Origin of the sequence: Pseudoalteromonas sp. XMcav2-N (assembly GCF_024124545.1) — a bacterium.
GTDB lineage: Bacteria > Pseudomonadota > Gammaproteobacteria > Enterobacterales > Alteromonadaceae > Pseudoalteromonas.
Map to the genome: position 1 here is coordinate 241,494 of NZ_JAMXSF010000002.1, position 15,640 is coordinate 257,133.

12 protein-coding genes are annotated in these 15,640 nt (G+C 49.4%); 4 read left to right on the plus strand and 8 right to left on the minus strand.

From position 1 onward, the window contains the following. Positions 1-13: 13 nt before the first annotated feature. Complete coding sequence (locus NH568_RS03950; protein WP_253044682.1) at positions 14-1,909, minus strand: alkaline phosphatase PhoX; 1,896 nt, start codon at positions 1,907-1,909, stop codon at positions 14-16. 251 nt (positions 1,910-2,160) lie between these two features. Between NH568_RS03950 and NH568_RS03955 the strand changes: the two genes are divergently transcribed. Continuing rightward, complete coding sequence (locus NH568_RS03955; protein WP_253044683.1) at positions 2,161-2,715, plus strand: hypothetical protein; 555 nt, start codon at positions 2,161-2,163, stop codon at positions 2,713-2,715. Here NH568_RS03955 and NH568_RS03960 read toward each other — a convergent pair. From NH568_RS03960 to NH568_RS03975, 4 genes are read right to left on the minus strand one after another with little or no spacing between them, the layout of a single operon-like run. Next, on the minus strand, positions 2,705-3,370 hold the full coding sequence (locus NH568_RS03960; protein ID WP_253044684.1) for a class I SAM-dependent methyltransferase: 666 nt from the start codon (positions 3,368-3,370) through the stop codon (positions 2,705-2,707). The genes NH568_RS03955 and NH568_RS03960 overlap by 11 nt on opposite strands. Before the next feature lie 9 nt (positions 3,371-3,379). After that, the gene (locus tag NH568_RS03965) at positions 3,380-7,036 is read right to left on the minus strand and encodes an AAA family ATPase (RefSeq protein WP_253044685.1); all 3,657 of its coding nucleotides are present in this window, start codon (positions 7,034-7,036) and stop codon (positions 3,380-3,382) included. Beyond that, positions 7,033-8,253 (minus strand): exonuclease SbcCD subunit D, encoded by a 1,221-nt coding sequence (gene sbcD, locus NH568_RS03970; RefSeq protein WP_253044686.1) that lies wholly within the window; start codon positions 8,251-8,253, stop codon positions 7,033-7,035. Before sbcD ends, NH568_RS03965 begins: the two co-directional genes overlap by 4 nt. Positions 8,254-8,306: 53 nt before the next feature. Continuing rightward, on the minus strand, positions 8,307-8,537 hold the full coding sequence (locus tag NH568_RS03975; protein ID WP_253044687.1) for a hypothetical protein: 231 nt from the start codon (positions 8,535-8,537) through the stop codon (positions 8,307-8,309). Positions 8,538-8,961: 424 nt separating this feature from the next. Between NH568_RS03975 and NH568_RS03980 the strand changes: the two genes are divergently transcribed. Further along, positions 8,962-9,456, plus strand: a complete 495-nt coding sequence (locus NH568_RS03980; RefSeq protein WP_253044688.1) for a DUF6702 family protein — start codon at positions 8,962-8,964, stop codon at positions 9,454-9,456. A 337-nt stretch (positions 9,457-9,793) separates the two neighbouring features. Here the strand turns inward: NH568_RS03980 and NH568_RS03985 are convergent, their stop codons facing one another. Next, the gene (locus NH568_RS03985) at positions 9,794-11,245 is read right to left on the minus strand and encodes a metallophosphoesterase (RefSeq protein WP_253044689.1); all 1,452 of its coding nucleotides are present in this window, start codon (positions 11,243-11,245) and stop codon (positions 9,794-9,796) included. 86 nt (positions 11,246-11,331) lie between these two features. Continuing rightward, positions 11,332-12,129 carry a transporter substrate-binding domain-containing protein gene (locus NH568_RS03990; RefSeq protein WP_253044690.1) on the minus strand — a complete coding sequence of 266 codons (798 nt, stop codon included), beginning with the start codon at positions 12,127-12,129 and terminating at the stop codon, positions 11,332-11,334. A gap of 169 nt (positions 12,130-12,298) precedes the next feature. On the opposite strand from NH568_RS03990, the gene NH568_RS03995 reads away from it, so the two are divergent. Beyond that, complete coding sequence (locus NH568_RS03995) at positions 12,299-13,876, plus strand: alkaline phosphatase D family protein (RefSeq protein WP_253044691.1); 1,578 nt, start codon at positions 12,299-12,301, stop codon at positions 13,874-13,876. Between the two features lie 816 nt (positions 13,877-14,692). Continuing rightward, a complete protein-coding gene (locus tag NH568_RS04000) occupies positions 14,693-15,142 on the plus strand; it encodes an Hsp20 family protein (RefSeq protein WP_253044692.1) in 450 nt (149 codons plus the stop codon). Between the two features lie 90 nt (positions 15,143-15,232). On the opposite strand, the gene NH568_RS04005 is transcribed toward NH568_RS04000, so the two are convergent. Further along, positions 15,233-15,637, minus strand: a complete 405-nt coding sequence (locus tag NH568_RS04005; RefSeq protein WP_253044693.1) for a hypothetical protein — start codon at positions 15,635-15,637, stop codon at positions 15,233-15,235. Positions 15,638-15,640: the final 3 nt, after the last annotated feature.

Genomic DNA, 15,640 nt, shown 5'->3' on the forward strand with positions numbered 1-15,640 from the left:
GCGAGTCTTACAATTACTTAGCGTTAGGATCGTATAACCACAGGGTGTTGTTTTCCTGGATACCGTCTTCACCAATGATGATGCGGCCGTCCTGCATAACAATCACGTTATCAGGCTGAGATAGCTGATTGACATCACACTCTTGTGCACCAGTCAGGCTAGAGCGGTGCGTACCACCCATAACCACAGGCTCAATACGAGTCAGGTTGTAGTTGTTATCGATGTGGGCACGGTAAACACCACCACAATCTTTAACACGCGCAGACAATCGGATATCGCCCTCATCACCAGTCATCGTGTCGTCAATGTCGGCAACACCGATATACATGTATGCCTGTTCAACCACTTCGCCCGGAACCATGTCCTGACCAGTTACGGCTTCTACTACGCGATCGTAGTTGATGCTGATCCCTTCCAGCTTGCGCCATTCTGCTGTTGCGCCCAATTGCCTTGCCGCCTGACGAGACTCCAGGAATGCTGAACGGTTATCCATAGGCTTACCCGCCGTAACCAAGCCACCACCTTGCGCCAGTGTTGGGTAAGTTTCGGCACCGTCTGCCCAGGCTTTTACGTCAGCCACAGAAAGATAGCTTGTCTGGCCTTCAACGAAGTCTTCAGTGTCGATCTCATCGTACTCAGCAATCCAGGCTTCAATTTCGGCATTGGTGCCCGATGCAATTTCAACCCAAGTAACATCAAAGCCAGTCACAGCCGGATCGTTCAGGCCCTTGTCCTGCGTCAATTTCGCACCATAAAGCGTACCTGAACTAAGATCTTTAGGTTGATCCGCAATAAACTTAAACAGTACGCCACCAGTATCATCCTGAGAGGAGTAAACTGTGCGCTCATCAGGCATAACTAAGGAGTTTTCATGCTCGTAACGACCAATGGTGAAATGCTTCACAACATCTGGTGTATCAGAAAGCGGATTTTGCACTTCAGCAATATAACCGTAGCGGTAAGGGTTAGGGAATTCAGGCGTAACCAACTCTTTCATTCTGTCTATACGCGTGAAGGCCGGGTCATTCCACTCTGCATGTTGAGTAGAGTCGACGTCAGATCTTACAATCCACTCTTCAGATGTTAGTGGCGTGCCCCACGGAGAAACAGAACCAAAGCAGTTCGCAGCGGTGCCTTTTACTCCATCAAAGTCGAGCATCATGGCTTCTTCAATGTTCCATGTACCCGCGTCGCTCTTGCTCATTTTAAGACGGCTCATACCACCTGGGTATGATTCCCAGTTAGTAAACAGGTAACCTGTATTTTCTTCGTCAGCACTTGGGATAAAACCGTTGAAGTCCGGGTTATCATTTTCGATGATCTTGTCACCAGAAGTGATACCGTAGTGTACACCTAAGCCACCGGCCAGGCCTTTTTCGCCAAGATCGGCATACACATCACCGGTCTGACCCAGGATCTGATATTGACCAATCGCAGTCACAACCGTTTGCATCTCAAACTCTGTCACTGGAACTGGTGAGCTCACAATATTGCGTGGCAACTCATTGAAGTTAACACCGGTTAGTACACCCACAGTACCGCCGTCATAAGGGCGTCCGTTTCCATCTTCCAATGTATTCGCATCGCTTGGGTGCTGTACATTGAAGAACAGATCGCCTTGCTCAGTCAGGAACAAACCTGTGACTTCAGCGCCTGCTGGCACTGTGGCAATACGGATCAGGCCTGAGCCACCGTTTTGGCCATCTTTGCCTACAACACCGTCAGCACCATCAGTGCCGTTCGTGCCGTTCGTGCCGTTCGTGCCGTTCGTGCCATTTGTACCGTTAGTGCCTTGCTCACCCTGAACACCTTGCTCGCCCTGAGGGCCTTGTTTACCATCATCACCATCACAGGCGGTTAATGCCACTGCGACGGCAGCGGCGATCAACGAATATGCTATGCGCTTCATTAGTTACTCCGAGTTAGTTGCTACGATTGCTACAGTTATTGTTATAAAGCGCACAATAGGTTGGGCCGAACCGGTTACAGACACATTTCTTAAATATTAATATTTTCAGTCATTTATAAGTCAAAGATAAGACAACCAGGAAAGTTAGAGCGAAAGCTCAGTGTAAAGGGGGTTTACAGCTGATAACTCGAAAGAGCAGTACAAAAACAGATATAATACTCAGAGAATAGCAATCACCTTTTAGTGAGATCATGAATTTACCAACTTACGGATTTGGCGCAGAGCAGGGCGTGCTAGCCATTTATGTCGAACACCCGCCAAAACTCGCAGAATTTCAAAAGTTAAATAAAGTCATAGCCTTACAGGCAGGGGAAATCGACTACATCAACCAGCAATGTGGTAATGGCTGGCGCAAAGTTTTCAATGTGTATGCCAAGTTTATAGCAAAACTCAGCCACCCAGATCACGATTTTACTAACCAACCAAAACACTATCCAAGCTGGCAAAAGTATCGGGATAAGCGGCTGTTACAGCAGGGGAGTCAGGAGGCTTTACTGTTTTCTGTGCCAGATCTGGCTGCCAATCGCTATGACTGGCACATCATAGCTGGGCGAACTTATGCAAAAGCTTTGCTCAGAGATCATATTTTTACTAACTCTCTACACTGGGTAGATGAGGAATTTGCCATCGACCCCATTAATAAGTTGCTGATCTGCCCGTATTTGGATTATCGCCAGCTTAGTAATATTAAGATCTCAAAGTTGGCTGAGCTGATCCTGGCGGAGCATGCCAGAGTTATTGTCTGATACAGCTTAAGCCACTGAACCCTAGTGCTTTAAAGAACATATGAGCGGGGGAAAAACCGCTTTCATCCAGCAACTCAGCCAGCCTGATCCTATCGAGTGGGTAAAATTCGTGCTCCAGGTTATGGCGCATACGTTCTTCGCCGATGTGAGTCAAGCCCATCGCGCGGCAGTGCTTCAGCTGAGACTCGCGCTCAAACGGGGTCTCGGGCTTCATCAGATCCGCCAGTAACAGCTGTTTACCCGACTTTAGGTTATTATGAATTGACTCCAGTAGTGTCAGCTTAGCACCATCGTCTGCCACAAAATGCATCACCAACAGGCACAGTGCAACATCTGCCTGATACTGGCCCGGCATCAGCGGCCCCGAATGTATGGTCACGCGCGATGACAATCCACAGTTAGTAAAATTTTGATCTGCGATGGCCAGCATATCGTCAGATACATCCTGGACGATGAATGTCCAGTTCGGATTACTCTCTGCCAGCTGCAGTACTTCTTTTCCGGTTCCGGCACCTACAATCAGGATCTCAGCCTGCTCGGGTAACAGTGTCTGTAATTGTGCCTGAACCAGTTCATGTAACAGTTGATAACCCGGCACCAGACGCTCAATACGACTGTCGTAATAGGTTGCTTCATCCTTTGTAAAACTGGGCATGGTGTCTCCTTATCGTTCGCTGATGGTGACTGACGAATAACCGCCTGACTGTTTTTGTACTTTAATCTGCGTCGCAACGCGTTCGGTCATTTCGGCCACATGGGAGATCACACCCACTTTGCGCCCCTGCGACTGCAGAGCATCGAGCGCATCCAGCGCAACACTGAGGGTGTGTGGATCCAAAGTGCCAAACCCTTCATCGATAAACAATGAATTGATCTGAACCTGATTTGATGACAGGGAAGCCAGGCCCAGCGCCAGTGCCAGTGACACTAAAAACGACTCCCCACCAGAGAGCGTGTTTACGCTGCGCTGTTCATCAGCCATATCCCGGTCAATAATGGCAATCTCCAGAGACTGACCTATCACCGTCAGGCGATAGCGATTACTCAGGCTGCAAAGATGGTGGTTTGCATACTGCAATAAGATCCGCAGCGTCTGCGCCTGAGCCAGATTACGCATGGTTTTGCCCGTGGCATCGCCGAGCAAGCGATTTAGCAAATGCCAGTGCTCATACTCAGCTTGCTGAGCCTGAAGCTGTTCATACTGTTCGGCCAGATACGTTTTATTATCTTCGTGCTGTTTTAGCACAGCATTGATGCTGACCAACTTTGCCTGGTTTTCGTCTCGTTCCTGCTGCAACTGTGCCAGCCTTGCATTAAGCTGCTCCAGACTTTGCTCAGTTGCGGGGTGAGCGCGCAGTAGCAGAAGCTCTTCACTCAGGTGCGCATGCTTGCTTTGAGCACTCTGAAAGGCCTTATGCAGCTCTTCATACGTGTGCAACAGGGTTTGCCACTGCGTTTTATCCCATTGCAACAGTGCCTCGACTTCGTCCTCAGTCAATGTCTCAAATTGCGCTTTTACCTCAGTAAACCAAGTTTGATAACGTGCCTGGATTTTTTCTAACGCTTCGTACTGCTGTTGTTGCGACTGTTGTTTGTGTGCCAGTGTCAGTGCCTGAGATTCCTGTGCCTGACGCAACTCGGCTGCATGGTGTGTGGCCTGAGTGAGCGCCGCTTCAGCGCTTTGCTGCGCGTCCAGCAATGACTGGTGCCAGTTGTCTGCACTGATCTCAAGAGGTTGTATCGCAGTACGCTCACGCGTCAGAGCATCACCTTGCTCAGCCAGTTGCTGACCTGAGCGCACCGCTTTTTCGAGTTGCCCTTGTTTATCATCACGCTGTTGCTCTAATAGCTTCGCTTGTTGTTCATCGTTACTGACTTTTTGTTGTAGCTCTGCAAGTAATGCTTGCTGGCGCAACCGCTGTTGCACCTGCTCAGTCAGCGTTGCTATGGCATCATCAGGTGCTTGTTCAAACTGCTGCCACCATAACGACACTGAATATAGCTGTTTTACCTCTGCTAGGGCATCATGCTGCTCCGTTTGAATGTCCGTCAGCCTCCTCTGCGCATAAGCCAGCGACTGCTCGGCGCGCTCGATCTGGCTTTGCAACAATCGCAGCTGTTCTTCCTGTTGCTGCACTTCTCGCTGGCATGTCTGCTGTTGCTGCCATAGCTGTTGCTGCACCTTGCTAAGCTGACTGTAGGTGTGTAACTTTTGATCCAGCTGTGCCAGATATGTCTGCGGGTCGTCTGTATCACGTAACCCTGCTGGCAGCTGCGCTAAAATCTCTGCAACCTGACTGAGCTTTCTGCTGAGTTGCGCTTCATGCTGAAGCGCCGCCTGTAGCTGACCATTACATTTTTCAGCCTGGCCTACCAAGTCATGGTACCGTTGCTGTGTCTGCTCACGGGCCTTTTCTGCGGCCTGATATTGCGATTCAAAATCGGCTATCAGTGTCTGCCAGTGACTGTCGATATGATCCACACCATAGGGGTGCTCTGTCGAACCACACACCATACACTCCTGACCTGCAACCAGCTGAGCTCTTAAACTGCTTACACTGTCACTGGCCCGAAAGCGCACCTGTTGGAGATTCTCCTGAGTCAGTAACACGCGTTGTCTGGTCAGTTCGTCCTGCTGCTCTGTATCTTTGAGCTGCTGCTGCAGACTATGATGCTGGTGCCTTAAGCGGTCAATATGAACACGGTGTTCACCCTGTTCCTGCTCCAGCTCTTTACGCTGTTGCTGACTTTGTTGTGCCTGTAATAATTGAGTCCGCTGAAATTGCAACGTCTCATAATCGAGCCCGCTGAGCTCAGACTGAGTGGCACTCAGACTGGCCTGAACATCTGTCAGTTGTTGCTTTAACTCAGCCAGTTTGGGTTTTAGCCCTTGCTGTGCCGCTCTGTCTTTATCAATATTGGTCTGAGTTTGCTGTTGTTCAGCCACCAGTTTAAGACGTTGCTGCTGACAGCTCTGCCAGTGCATCAACGCATTGCTGGCCTGCGACCAATGCGCACTCAATTGGCTAAGCTCAGGTTCGGAATCACAGCGAAGCTGCAATTGCGTCATTTCCTGTCGGTCAGTCTTCAGTTGCGTACTTAATTTTTCACCGCGTTGTATCAAGGTATCATACTGCACTTGCAGTTCATTGAGCGCCGCATTACTCTGTGCCAGCAGCTGTTTATTGGCTTCGCGCTGTTGATCTAGCTCACGCAATGTATGCAGGGCAGGCGCAGCTGCCTGTAATTGTTGTTTCGCCTGTGTAAGTCGCGTCTGAGCATCTTGCTGGGCACTCTGTGCAGAGCAGATCTGCGGGGTATAATCCTGCCGTTGCAAGGCACCGATATCCGCGTCCAACTGTGTTAACCGGGCGGCAATTTCTCTGGCCTGAGTCCGGTTGTCCGCGATCACTTCTACCGACTGTGCACGCCTGGCTTTATTGTAGTCATCCTGTTGCTCCGCCAGACGCTGCTGATACTGTACCTGCTCCTGCTCGGCCTGATGACACTGTTGAGTCAGTTTTTCACAAGTTTGATACCAGGTAATCCCTTGTTCAAGGTTTTTTTCTTCCTGCCTGGCATCCGCAATAGATGTCGTCAACCCGGCCGCTTTAGCCTGGTGCTCAGCAAGCACCTCATCACTGAGCAGCGTTACGTGATTAAGCGCCTGTTTACGCTGCTCCAGCGCGTCCTGTTTGGCTTTATGATGTTCAAAAATCGCCTTACCTATCACACTGAACTTGGCCGTTCCGGTCAGGGTCTCCAGCAGCTGTGCCCGCTCATCGCTGTTCGCTTTCAAAAAGGCGGCAAATTCATGCTGTGCAAGTAAAACTGCCCGGGAAAACTGCTCAAAATTCAATCCTAACAGTTGCTCCAGCAGTTGTTTGGCTTCAGTAGTTTTGGTGGCAAGTATGGTGTCATCATTTACCCGTACAACCTGATGTTCGGCCTCTTTCACTCGCCCGTTGAGCTTATTGCGAGCACGGCTGACACGCCAGCTTGCACGGTATTGCTCACCATCCTGACCACAAAAAGTCACTTCAGCCAGGGCACTGACACAACCACGACGCAATAGATTGCGCGGATCATTGAGCTTAAGCTCATCGCCATTGAGTAGCACTTTGTTTTTGGCATCTGCTTTTAAGCGCGCTGTCTTACCATAGAGCGCCAGGCAAATGGCATCCAGCAGAGTGCTTTTGCCTGCGCCGGTGTCTCCCGTGATGGCAAACAGGCCAGTATCTTTGAGCGGGGGTTGAGTAAAATCGATTTCAGCATCAGCCAGCGATGCCAGATTCTGTACTTGGATCCCTAATAATTTCATGCTTCCTGCTCCTGTACACTGGCCAGCACCTGCATCAGGCAATTTTGCAACGCATCGGGAACCGGTTGCTTGCTGTCAATTTGTGCCTCATACGCCAACTCCAGTAAACGCATAGGCTCCAGTTTCTCGACCTGACCCAAGTCTTCGAAGTAAGGCATGTCTGAAGATTGTTGTGTTGTACTGATCCGCTCGATACCACAAAAGTGGACACGTTTATCAGTCAACGCCTGCTCAATCTTAACGCGGAACTGGCTATCCGTGTCACTGGCATTGAGTCGCAGCCTCAGGTAAGGCGTCGCTTCAGGCTTGTCTTGATAGTCAGAGAGGTCCAAATCACTCAGTAACTCAAGCAGTTCATCCAACGTAGCGCCACCACGTTCAGGGAGCAAAAGAACCGGCTTTAGGCGAGGAACGTCAAGGGGCTTTACACCACTGAGGGCATTGTCGGAAAACTCCACCAGCAACACCTGATGCCGATAGTTGCGCTCCGAAAATGACATGGGTAGGGGCGTCCCACAGTATCGAATGGATTCACTGCCTGCGACTTTTTGTGCTTTATGCAAATGTCCCAGTGCCACATAGTCTGGGCGCTCACCAAACACCGCAGCGGTAATAGCATCGAATCCACCTATCGTGATGTTGCGCTCAGAATCACCTGAAATGCTGCCACCTTTCGCATGCAAATGGCCCATAGCCAGAACCGGGTGCTGTTCATTCAGGCTTTGATATGCAGCATGATAAGCACGCTCGACACCTTGCTGATACGCCTGGGGGTCGTCAGGTTGGCTGTCCAGGTCGGCACTACGCAAAAAAGGCATAGCTACAACCTGCAACGTGCCCTGTTCGGTCACGAGTGTTTTAATCACATCCTGAGGAGTATGCTTATCAAAGCGACCCACCACATGCGTATCAAACTGGCTCAGTAACGGCTTGGCTGTTTCTATTCTGTTAGCAGAATCATGATTGCCTGCCGTGATCACAATATGCAGGCCTGGGTTGTTCATTTTTGCACGTTTTATGAACGTATACAGTTGCTGCTCAGCCAAAGCAGAGGGCGTAGCGCTGTGATAGATGTCGCCACTGACAATTAAAACATTGATTTGATGAGAGGTGAGCGTGTCGCACAGCCAGTCGAGAAAAAACTGATGTTCAGCGTGACGGCTGTGCTCATAAAACTGTTGACCCAGATGCCAGTCGGATGTGTGTAAAACCTTCATGCAGCGTTCCTTAACCTTAATGACGGTTAATATACACTGCTTAGACGAAGAGGTTAATGGCTGAGTTGACGCCAGGCGTAAATCACGACAGGTATCACCAGTAACCAAAGTGCTCTGAGATAACGGTTTTGTTTACCATGCAATCGTTTCAGTGCCGATTTTTCGTTACATGCGGCCACTTTATCAACGTAAAAATAGCCGTTGTCTAAATACTCTTTACAGTTCTGTTCGTCCGCCGGTATGGCAACGAGTTTCTCATGTTTTTTTAGTATGTAGAAATCCATACTGCTCACCACATTTTAAGCTAAACGGGTACTTAGTACAGAGCAAAACCAACGCCAGTTTTACTCGCCGATTGAAAAGTCCGCGATTTTACTGGGAATTTAGTTCCGATTTCAACCATTGAATTTGGCTTTTTTAATTTATTTGTAAAATAGAGACAATAAATTTGCAAAATGGGGACTTGGCACGGAAATTTATTGTCATTTTGACACACAGGTCATGTCACTTTTACATACCAAGAATGCAGGCCCTATAAAGCCTTCATAACTTGCCTTCAATTACATCACACCTTTAACCAATGAAAAAACAAATGCGCTCACCGCATACTGATTATTTTAATCTGGATAACAAGGTCAGCAGTAAAATAACAATAATCAGCGCCAAATCGCGATATGATAGAGCCCGACAGTAACCAAGGGGGACCACATGAAGGATCGGCTGATTGCCGCACTGGTATTAATTTGGGTAAACACCGCAACAGCACACCAGATAAAGGCCGCGATGACAACAGTGCTGATTGACCCCGGTAGTGACCAGCTCGAACTCATGCACCGATTTTATCTGCATGACACAGAGCATGCCGCTGAAAAACTGTTTGGTGAAGAAGCTGACCTATTTCAAAATGCGTCAGACAGAACTCGCTTTGCTGAGTATGTGCATGCGACTGTAAAGCTGAAAGATGAAACCGGTAAAACCATACCTCTTACCTTATACAGCGGTAGCATAGATGGTCAGTTTTTCTGGGTCACCCAGCGTGCCCCCATGCCCGATGTGTTGAATCGCCTGCAAATGCGTCATAACGCGCTCAGAGATGTCTGGTCAGAACAAGTCAATATGGTCAACTTCAAAACACAGGACACGGTCCACACTTTGCACTTCAACGGCGCTGATGACTGGTTATGGGTGAACTTATCTAAGTAGCCAACCATTTTTTAGCACCAATAACGCTAAAGTAGGGCTGTTTTCTCATCGAAAAAACATATTCCCTTTGAATACCAGTACAATCTCCCTTGCTGCATTGCGAAAGCGTTATCCAGTCACAGTCAGGTTTAATTTCATGGTCAGTATTAATATCTGGCCAGTGTGCAGCGTCAGGGCACCCAGCATTTTGCACAGCTGGACTCACTCAACCTGGCGCCCGAGCTGGCTTACCAGAGGTAAACACCAGCCCAAACAAGGCGCTCACACCTGAGCAGGCAGTTGATCTGATAAACAAGGTGATTGTCGCCACTCATTCATCCCGTAGCGACCTGTTATCTTAGCGTGCAATCTGACAAAGTGCTTTACCTTGCTCAGCCTGCTTGCTGCCACACTTAAGGAAAACCTGCCCCTGGGTGTTGTAAAACTGCCCCTGCCATTGATTGTCTTTTTCCAGCTGAATCGTGATATAGCCAAACTCTCCCTGAGTATTGCCCTGCGCGCGTTTACCATCAATCTGAGTACTAAACCCACTGTTAGCACCGGTTGAACTCAGGCTGACGCCACTGTTCCCCACCACCAACTGAGACGGACGACCGCTATCCTTACCAAAAGCCAATGACTGGTAAATATGCATATGCCCCGACAGGGACAAGCTGACCGCAGGCGGTAACTGCTGTGACAGGGTAGTGTTGAGCGCCGTTTGCAGCATGTTTGTGATTGAGGGCGTGCCAACCGGGCCGCTTTGTCCCCACAGCGGTCTGTGTGTCATCATCCATAACGGGGTTTTCACCCGCGACGCGAGGTTCTGCAACTGGGAGTACTGGTCACGATATTGGCGCGTAAGAGTTTGTGGCGAGCGAGAATCGCAGGCATTGGCCGAATCCATCACCCACAGCGCCAGAGAGTCCAGCTCCAGCAGATAGGGGTCTATCATCACAATATGATCGCTTGCCTCGCTGGGCGGCTGGCTGAACTCTCCCTGATAAGGGCAAGATTGCTGTGCAATACCGTCGGGTAAGTCTGAACCAGGTCCCAGAAAGTAAAACCAGCCTGGGCCTGCGCGGCTGCATAGTTCATGATTGCCTCGGGCAAATACCCAGGGGGCGCTGGCCAGCAAAGACTTAGCCGGTGCAAATAAGTCGGCCTGCCAGCTCTGCCAGGTATCAGGTTTCGGACTGCCACTGGCATTTTGCGAGTAATAGGTTTCAGTTAATCCACATGACGGGCCACCATAGCCACCATCTCCCGCATCATAAGCATAAATGTCTTTGCTGATACTGCCCGAGGTGCCGCGGTAGTTGAAATCGCCCATATGCAGGATTAACTGCTTGGTTTGCTGTGCTCCCAGATCCGCAAGCTGAGCAAAGGGCTGCGCTGCACTTGCGCCTGCGCACACAGAGCTTTTACAACCCGAATCACCAAACACCTGAACTTGCTCAGGTGCCAGGGTAACTGGCGCCAGTTCAATGCCGCCATAAGACAGGCGATACTGAGTATCCGGGCTGATCACAGCCTCACAAACCGTCACCGGAAAATTATCTGGATCCGGATTTAACCGTCTGGCCCGGGTTTTTATCGCCTCACCACCTGAGGGCAGCAATTGTGGGCATTGCTGATCTGTGATGTGTGCACCATCGACTATCGCTCTGGCATAGATTTGCACGCCACCTTTTTGCGTGGGTGCCAGCATAGTATAAGCGGCGTAGACTTGCGGGTTATTGGCGGCACTGTCTGCAGTGCCCATACACCCAGAGAGTAAAACAAACAAAGGGAGAATGTGTTTGCGCATTGTTTTTCCTTTATTGCGGCTCCGTTGGCTCCCTTAGTGTAGACCACATTAAAGCGGTAATTATATTACCGCCTGTTTCAGTTAGTTCAGCGAGGTGCATTATGGTGAGTGTAGCGCTCTACCAGTTTGTCGATATCAGGGCGCAATCTTTCTATTACCCCATTAAAACGTGTCAGTTGTGCCGCATCAAACAACCCCTTGCGCAATAGAAAGTGCACCTGATTGTTATGGACCGGATAGTCCCATATATAGACGTTCTTTATGCCGAGTTTTCGCGCCATAAACCGGCCAAGTATCTCGTCTTCAATAATAAAGTCGACACGCTTTTTAGCCAGCATCTCGACGCGCTGAGTGCTGCCAGAAATCCCGACCAGCAAATGCCCAAAGTTTGGACTTTCGGCGAGGTTTTTAAGCTCTTCGCCATAGTAAGAGCCAATACTTAAACCTATCCGGTACCCCAGCCGCAACAGCGCTTTTAAATCTATGGCCATACGTGGCTGACGAAGAGAAAAGAGCCGCATTTTTTCCCACCGGTAGGGGGCTGAAAATACCCCTAACTCGGCACGTTCCTGCACGTAGCTAACCATCAGCAAGACATCGACGGTTCCTTTACCCAGTTGATCTAAACTACGGGCAGACGTGGGCAGACGCAAAAAACGCGGACAGATATTCAGCTCGGCAAACACCTTGCGGGCAATCTCTACATCCAGCCCATATGCACCGGCCTCATCAACGGCCGTCAGTGGCGGCCAGTCTGCCACAACACCAATTTTCACTTCGCTGACGCACGGCTGCTGCGCACGAGCCTGCGACCCAAAAAACACCCCGCCCAAAATAAGAAAGCACCACACTCTGAGATACAACCTGATATCAATCACTCTCATCTGCTTATTCTCTGACCCAATTCCCTTAGTTATAGCCATTATCGCGTCAGTTTTAAATCAAAGCGGCTAGTTTGGCAGAAAAGCGCATTCAATGTAATAATTTTGCTATATAAAATTAACATAAACGCGTTTAAATATCGCCCAAAAATGATAATTAGAGTATTTACTTATGAGCCTATCCCGTCGCGAATTCTTTAAAACCAGTATGATGCTATCCACTGTTCCCCTCACTCTGGGATTGAGTGGCTGCACCTTTTCTCAAAGTCCGTTTAGTCACGGCGTTGCCAGTGGCGACCCGTTAGATGATCGGGTGATCTTATGGACCCGCATTACCATTCCACCTGAGGTGCAGGAGCGGGTGGATATGGCCACGCTCAGTGTTAAAGTGCTCTGGCAGGTCTCAGAGGATCCGCAGTTTTCTGTGCTGGTGACAGAGGGGTATGAGATAACCGATGGACAACGCGACTTCACCGTTAAGGTAGATGCAACGGGGCTTGCCCCCGATACCCGCTATTATTATCGCTTTATCATTGATGAGCTGGATAAGCCCATCATCTCGCCAACAGGGCGCACCAAAACCCTGCCAGCGTATGATGTCAGCCAGGTTAAACTTGCCATGACGTCTTGCTCACACTTTAGCTATGGGTACTTTAATGTTTATGCCCGTATCGCGGAAATTGACGACCTGGATGCTGTACTACACCTTGGCGATTACCTGTACGAATACGGCAATAAAGATGTTTACCGCAACCCCTTCTTGTGGAACAGAAAAGTGCAGCCAGCTCATGAAATGGTGACGCTGGACGACTACAGGGTTCGCCATGCCTGCTACAAAACCGACGAAGATCTGCAAACCCTGCATCAGAGCCATCCCATGATCTGTATCTGGGACGACCATGAATTTACCAACGATACCTGGTCGGGCGGGGCAGAAAACCACAATGACGGCGAGGGCGACTGGCAAACCCGTAAAGCTGCCGCAATTAAAGCTTATTATGAGTGGATGCCGATCCGTGAACCCAGCGACAACAACCGGGAGCGATCTTACCGCCGCTTCCAGTTTGGATCTTTGCTGGATCTGAATATGCTCGACACCCGTTTGATCGGCCGCGATCAACAAGTTGAGATCAAAGATCCGGCACGTCTGGATGAGTCACGCACTTTACTGGGCTACGAGCAGGAACAATGGCTGTACGATAATCTGTTTGAGGCCAAGCAAAACGGCGTGCAGTGGAAGCTACTGGGCCAGCAGGTGCAGATGATGCAAATTCAGATGCTGGGCAAACCCATCAATGGCGATGCCTGGGATGGTTACCCGGCAGCACGTCATCGCCTGCTAGATTTTATTGAACAAAACCAAATAGATAACGTTGTGTTCTTAACCGGTGATGTACACTCGTCGTGGGCCGCAAACATCTGTAAAAACCCCTATGACTGGCACGAATACAACCGCTTTACCCACGAAGGAGCCATTGCGGTAGAGATCGTCACCTCGTCAGTCACGTCGCCATCAATCCCGGTGCCGGGCTTGCAACAGTTGGTGGGCGATGTTGGTAAAATCCTGATCCCGGAGAATCCTCATATTCGTTATATCGACCTGGCCAATCGCGGCTTTGTAACTCTGGACATCACTCAGGATGAACTAACCGCCAGCTGGCACCATGTGCCATTTGTCGGCTTTAAGAATGATCAGTCGCACATTGGCAAGCGCTTTACCGTTAAGGCAGGCAAAGCAAAACTGGTTTAATCGCGGCGCGAGTGGCACTTTTGCGTGATCAGGTCGTATCAGTGCCAATTAGTGACCTTATCAGGCTCTGCGCCTGAGTCATATACTACCAAGCGACATATGCTTCATGGTCCATCTGCTGGTATGGCAGTGTATTCAAGTAGATCCCGCATCAAGTGCGGGATGACTGGTCGTGTTAGCTAGGTTATGCGTTACTCGCTTAATCTCGCTCGTTTGCTAAAGGGCAACTATGTCTTTAGTTAGACTTTATTAAACCTTTGGAACATTCATATTTGCACTCAACTTTACCCACATATCCGTCATCCCAGCTTCGCCTCCGTCATCCCGGCTTTGCCTTCGTCATCCCGGCTTTGCCTTCGTCACCCCGGCTTTGCCTTTTAATCTCGCTCGTTTGCTAAAGGGCAACTATGTCTTTAGTTAGACTTTATTAAACCTTTGGAACATTCATATTTGCACTCAACTTTACCCACATATCCGTCATCCCGGCCTCTCCTCTGTCATCCCGGCCTTGAGCCGGGAACCACCGACAGCAAAACGGTGGCTGACCTGAGCAAAAGTCCAAAGCAAACAATTAAAAACAAAAGCTATCAAAATCAACCACATAAAAAACATTCAAACTTTTTTTCAAAAAACTTGCTTGAAAAGCATTGGCCCCGGCCATAGATAGATTTGTGAGGACGCCGGAAGGGTCCCGAACCAAAATAAGACTTTGTTTTAAAAGTTTTTATTTAAGTAATGTTAGAGTTAAAAACCCGCTATTTACTGGTTTATTGCAAAGAGTAAATGGCTTAATTATCGCTTTATGAGGATACGATTATGCGTACAGTAGATTTATCACCCCTTTACCGTTCATTCATTGGTTTCGATCACCTTGCATCTATGATGGATGCGGCGCAGCGTAGCAGCGAGAAGCAACCCAGCTATCCGCCTTACAACATCGAAGCTTTAGCTGAAGACAAGTACCAAATTACCATGGCGGTGGCCGGCTTTACGGAGCAGGAGTTATCGCTTGAGTCGGAAAATAACACGCTGACCGTTAAAGGCGAAAAGCAAAATAAAGAAAACAAAACCGACCGTAAATTTATTCATCAGGGCATTGCCGAGCGTAACTTTGAGCGCAAATTCCAGCTGGGCGACCACGTCAAAGTGATTGGCGCAGAGCTTGAGAATGGCCTGTTATTGATTGACCTGGAGCGCGAAGTACCGGAAGCGTTAAAGCCAAGAAAGATTGAGATTGGCACCGGTAAGTTGCTAGAGAGCAAATAAAACACTTACTCCCTTTTTCCTTGTATTACATTGTTGAATTCCCACCCGCCGCCCGAAAGGGCGGCTTTTTTGTGTGCCATAGCAAACAGATTAAATAGCCACGCCCAGTGCTTCGGCCACTCGGGTCGCATATGGGCCTAACCAGCCCAGCACCGGGGTAAAACGCTCGACCAGCTTTTCACTATGGCTGGCAAAGCTCTCGGCCTCTTTGGCTATTTTTGCCGCGCGGGCCAGCGACTCCGCCACCTCAGCCTTATCGGGCTGCGCCTGTTCGATTTCTTCTTGTGCCTCTTCCAGCGCATTATTCAGTTTGCGTGGCTGCGCAATGCCAAGCTCACCCAGTGCAGCCTTGAGTTCACTCAGCGCTAGTTGAATATCCACCGCCTGAGGCTCAGGCATAGTGATTTTGGGGGCGGCCACAATCTGGTTATAGTCGCCTGTGCTTAACACCGCGCCACTGACATTGCCACCTACCTGTATTGTCCTGTCTGTCATGGG

What these genes read in the sequence shown, in the direction of transcription:
- NH568_RS03950 (WP_253044682.1), bottom strand. Translation starts at nt 1,909, where the DNA reads ATGAAGCGCATAGCATATTCGTTGATCGCCGCTGCCGTCGCAGTGGCA.
- NH568_RS03955 (WP_253044683.1), top strand. Translation starts at nt 2,161, where the DNA reads ATGAATTTACCAACTTACGGATTTGGCGCAGAGCAGGGCGTGCTAGCC.
- NH568_RS03960 (WP_253044684.1), bottom strand. Translation starts at nt 3,370, where the DNA reads ATGCCCAGTTTTACAAAGGATGAAGCAACCTATTACGACAGTCGTATT.
- NH568_RS03965 (WP_253044685.1), bottom strand. Translation starts at nt 7,036, where the DNA reads ATGAAATTATTAGGGATCCAAGTACAGAATCTGGCATCGCTGGCTGAT.
- sbcD (WP_253044686.1), bottom strand. Translation starts at nt 8,253, where the DNA reads ATGAAGGTTTTACACACATCCGACTGGCATCTGGGTCAACAGTTTTAT.
- NH568_RS03975 (WP_253044687.1), bottom strand. Translation starts at nt 8,537, where the DNA reads ATGGATTTCTACATACTAAAAAAACATGAGAAACTCGTTGCCATACCG.
- NH568_RS03980 (WP_253044688.1), top strand. Translation starts at nt 8,962, where the DNA reads ATGAAGGATCGGCTGATTGCCGCACTGGTATTAATTTGGGTAAACACC.
- NH568_RS03985 (WP_253044689.1), bottom strand. Translation starts at nt 11,245, where the DNA reads ATGCGCAAACACATTCTCCCTTTGTTTGTTTTACTCTCTGGGTGTATG.
- NH568_RS03990 (WP_253044690.1), bottom strand. Translation starts at nt 12,129, where the DNA reads ATGAGAGTGATTGATATCAGGTTGTATCTCAGAGTGTGGTGCTTTCTT.
- NH568_RS03995 (WP_253044691.1), top strand. Translation starts at nt 12,299, where the DNA reads ATGAGCCTATCCCGTCGCGAATTCTTTAAAACCAGTATGATGCTATCC.
- NH568_RS04000 (WP_253044692.1), top strand. Translation starts at nt 14,693, where the DNA reads ATGCGTACAGTAGATTTATCACCCCTTTACCGTTCATTCATTGGTTTC.
- NH568_RS04005 (WP_253044693.1), bottom strand. Translation starts at nt 15,637, where the DNA reads ATGACAGACAGGACAATACAGGTAGGTGGCAATGTCAGTGGCGCGGTG.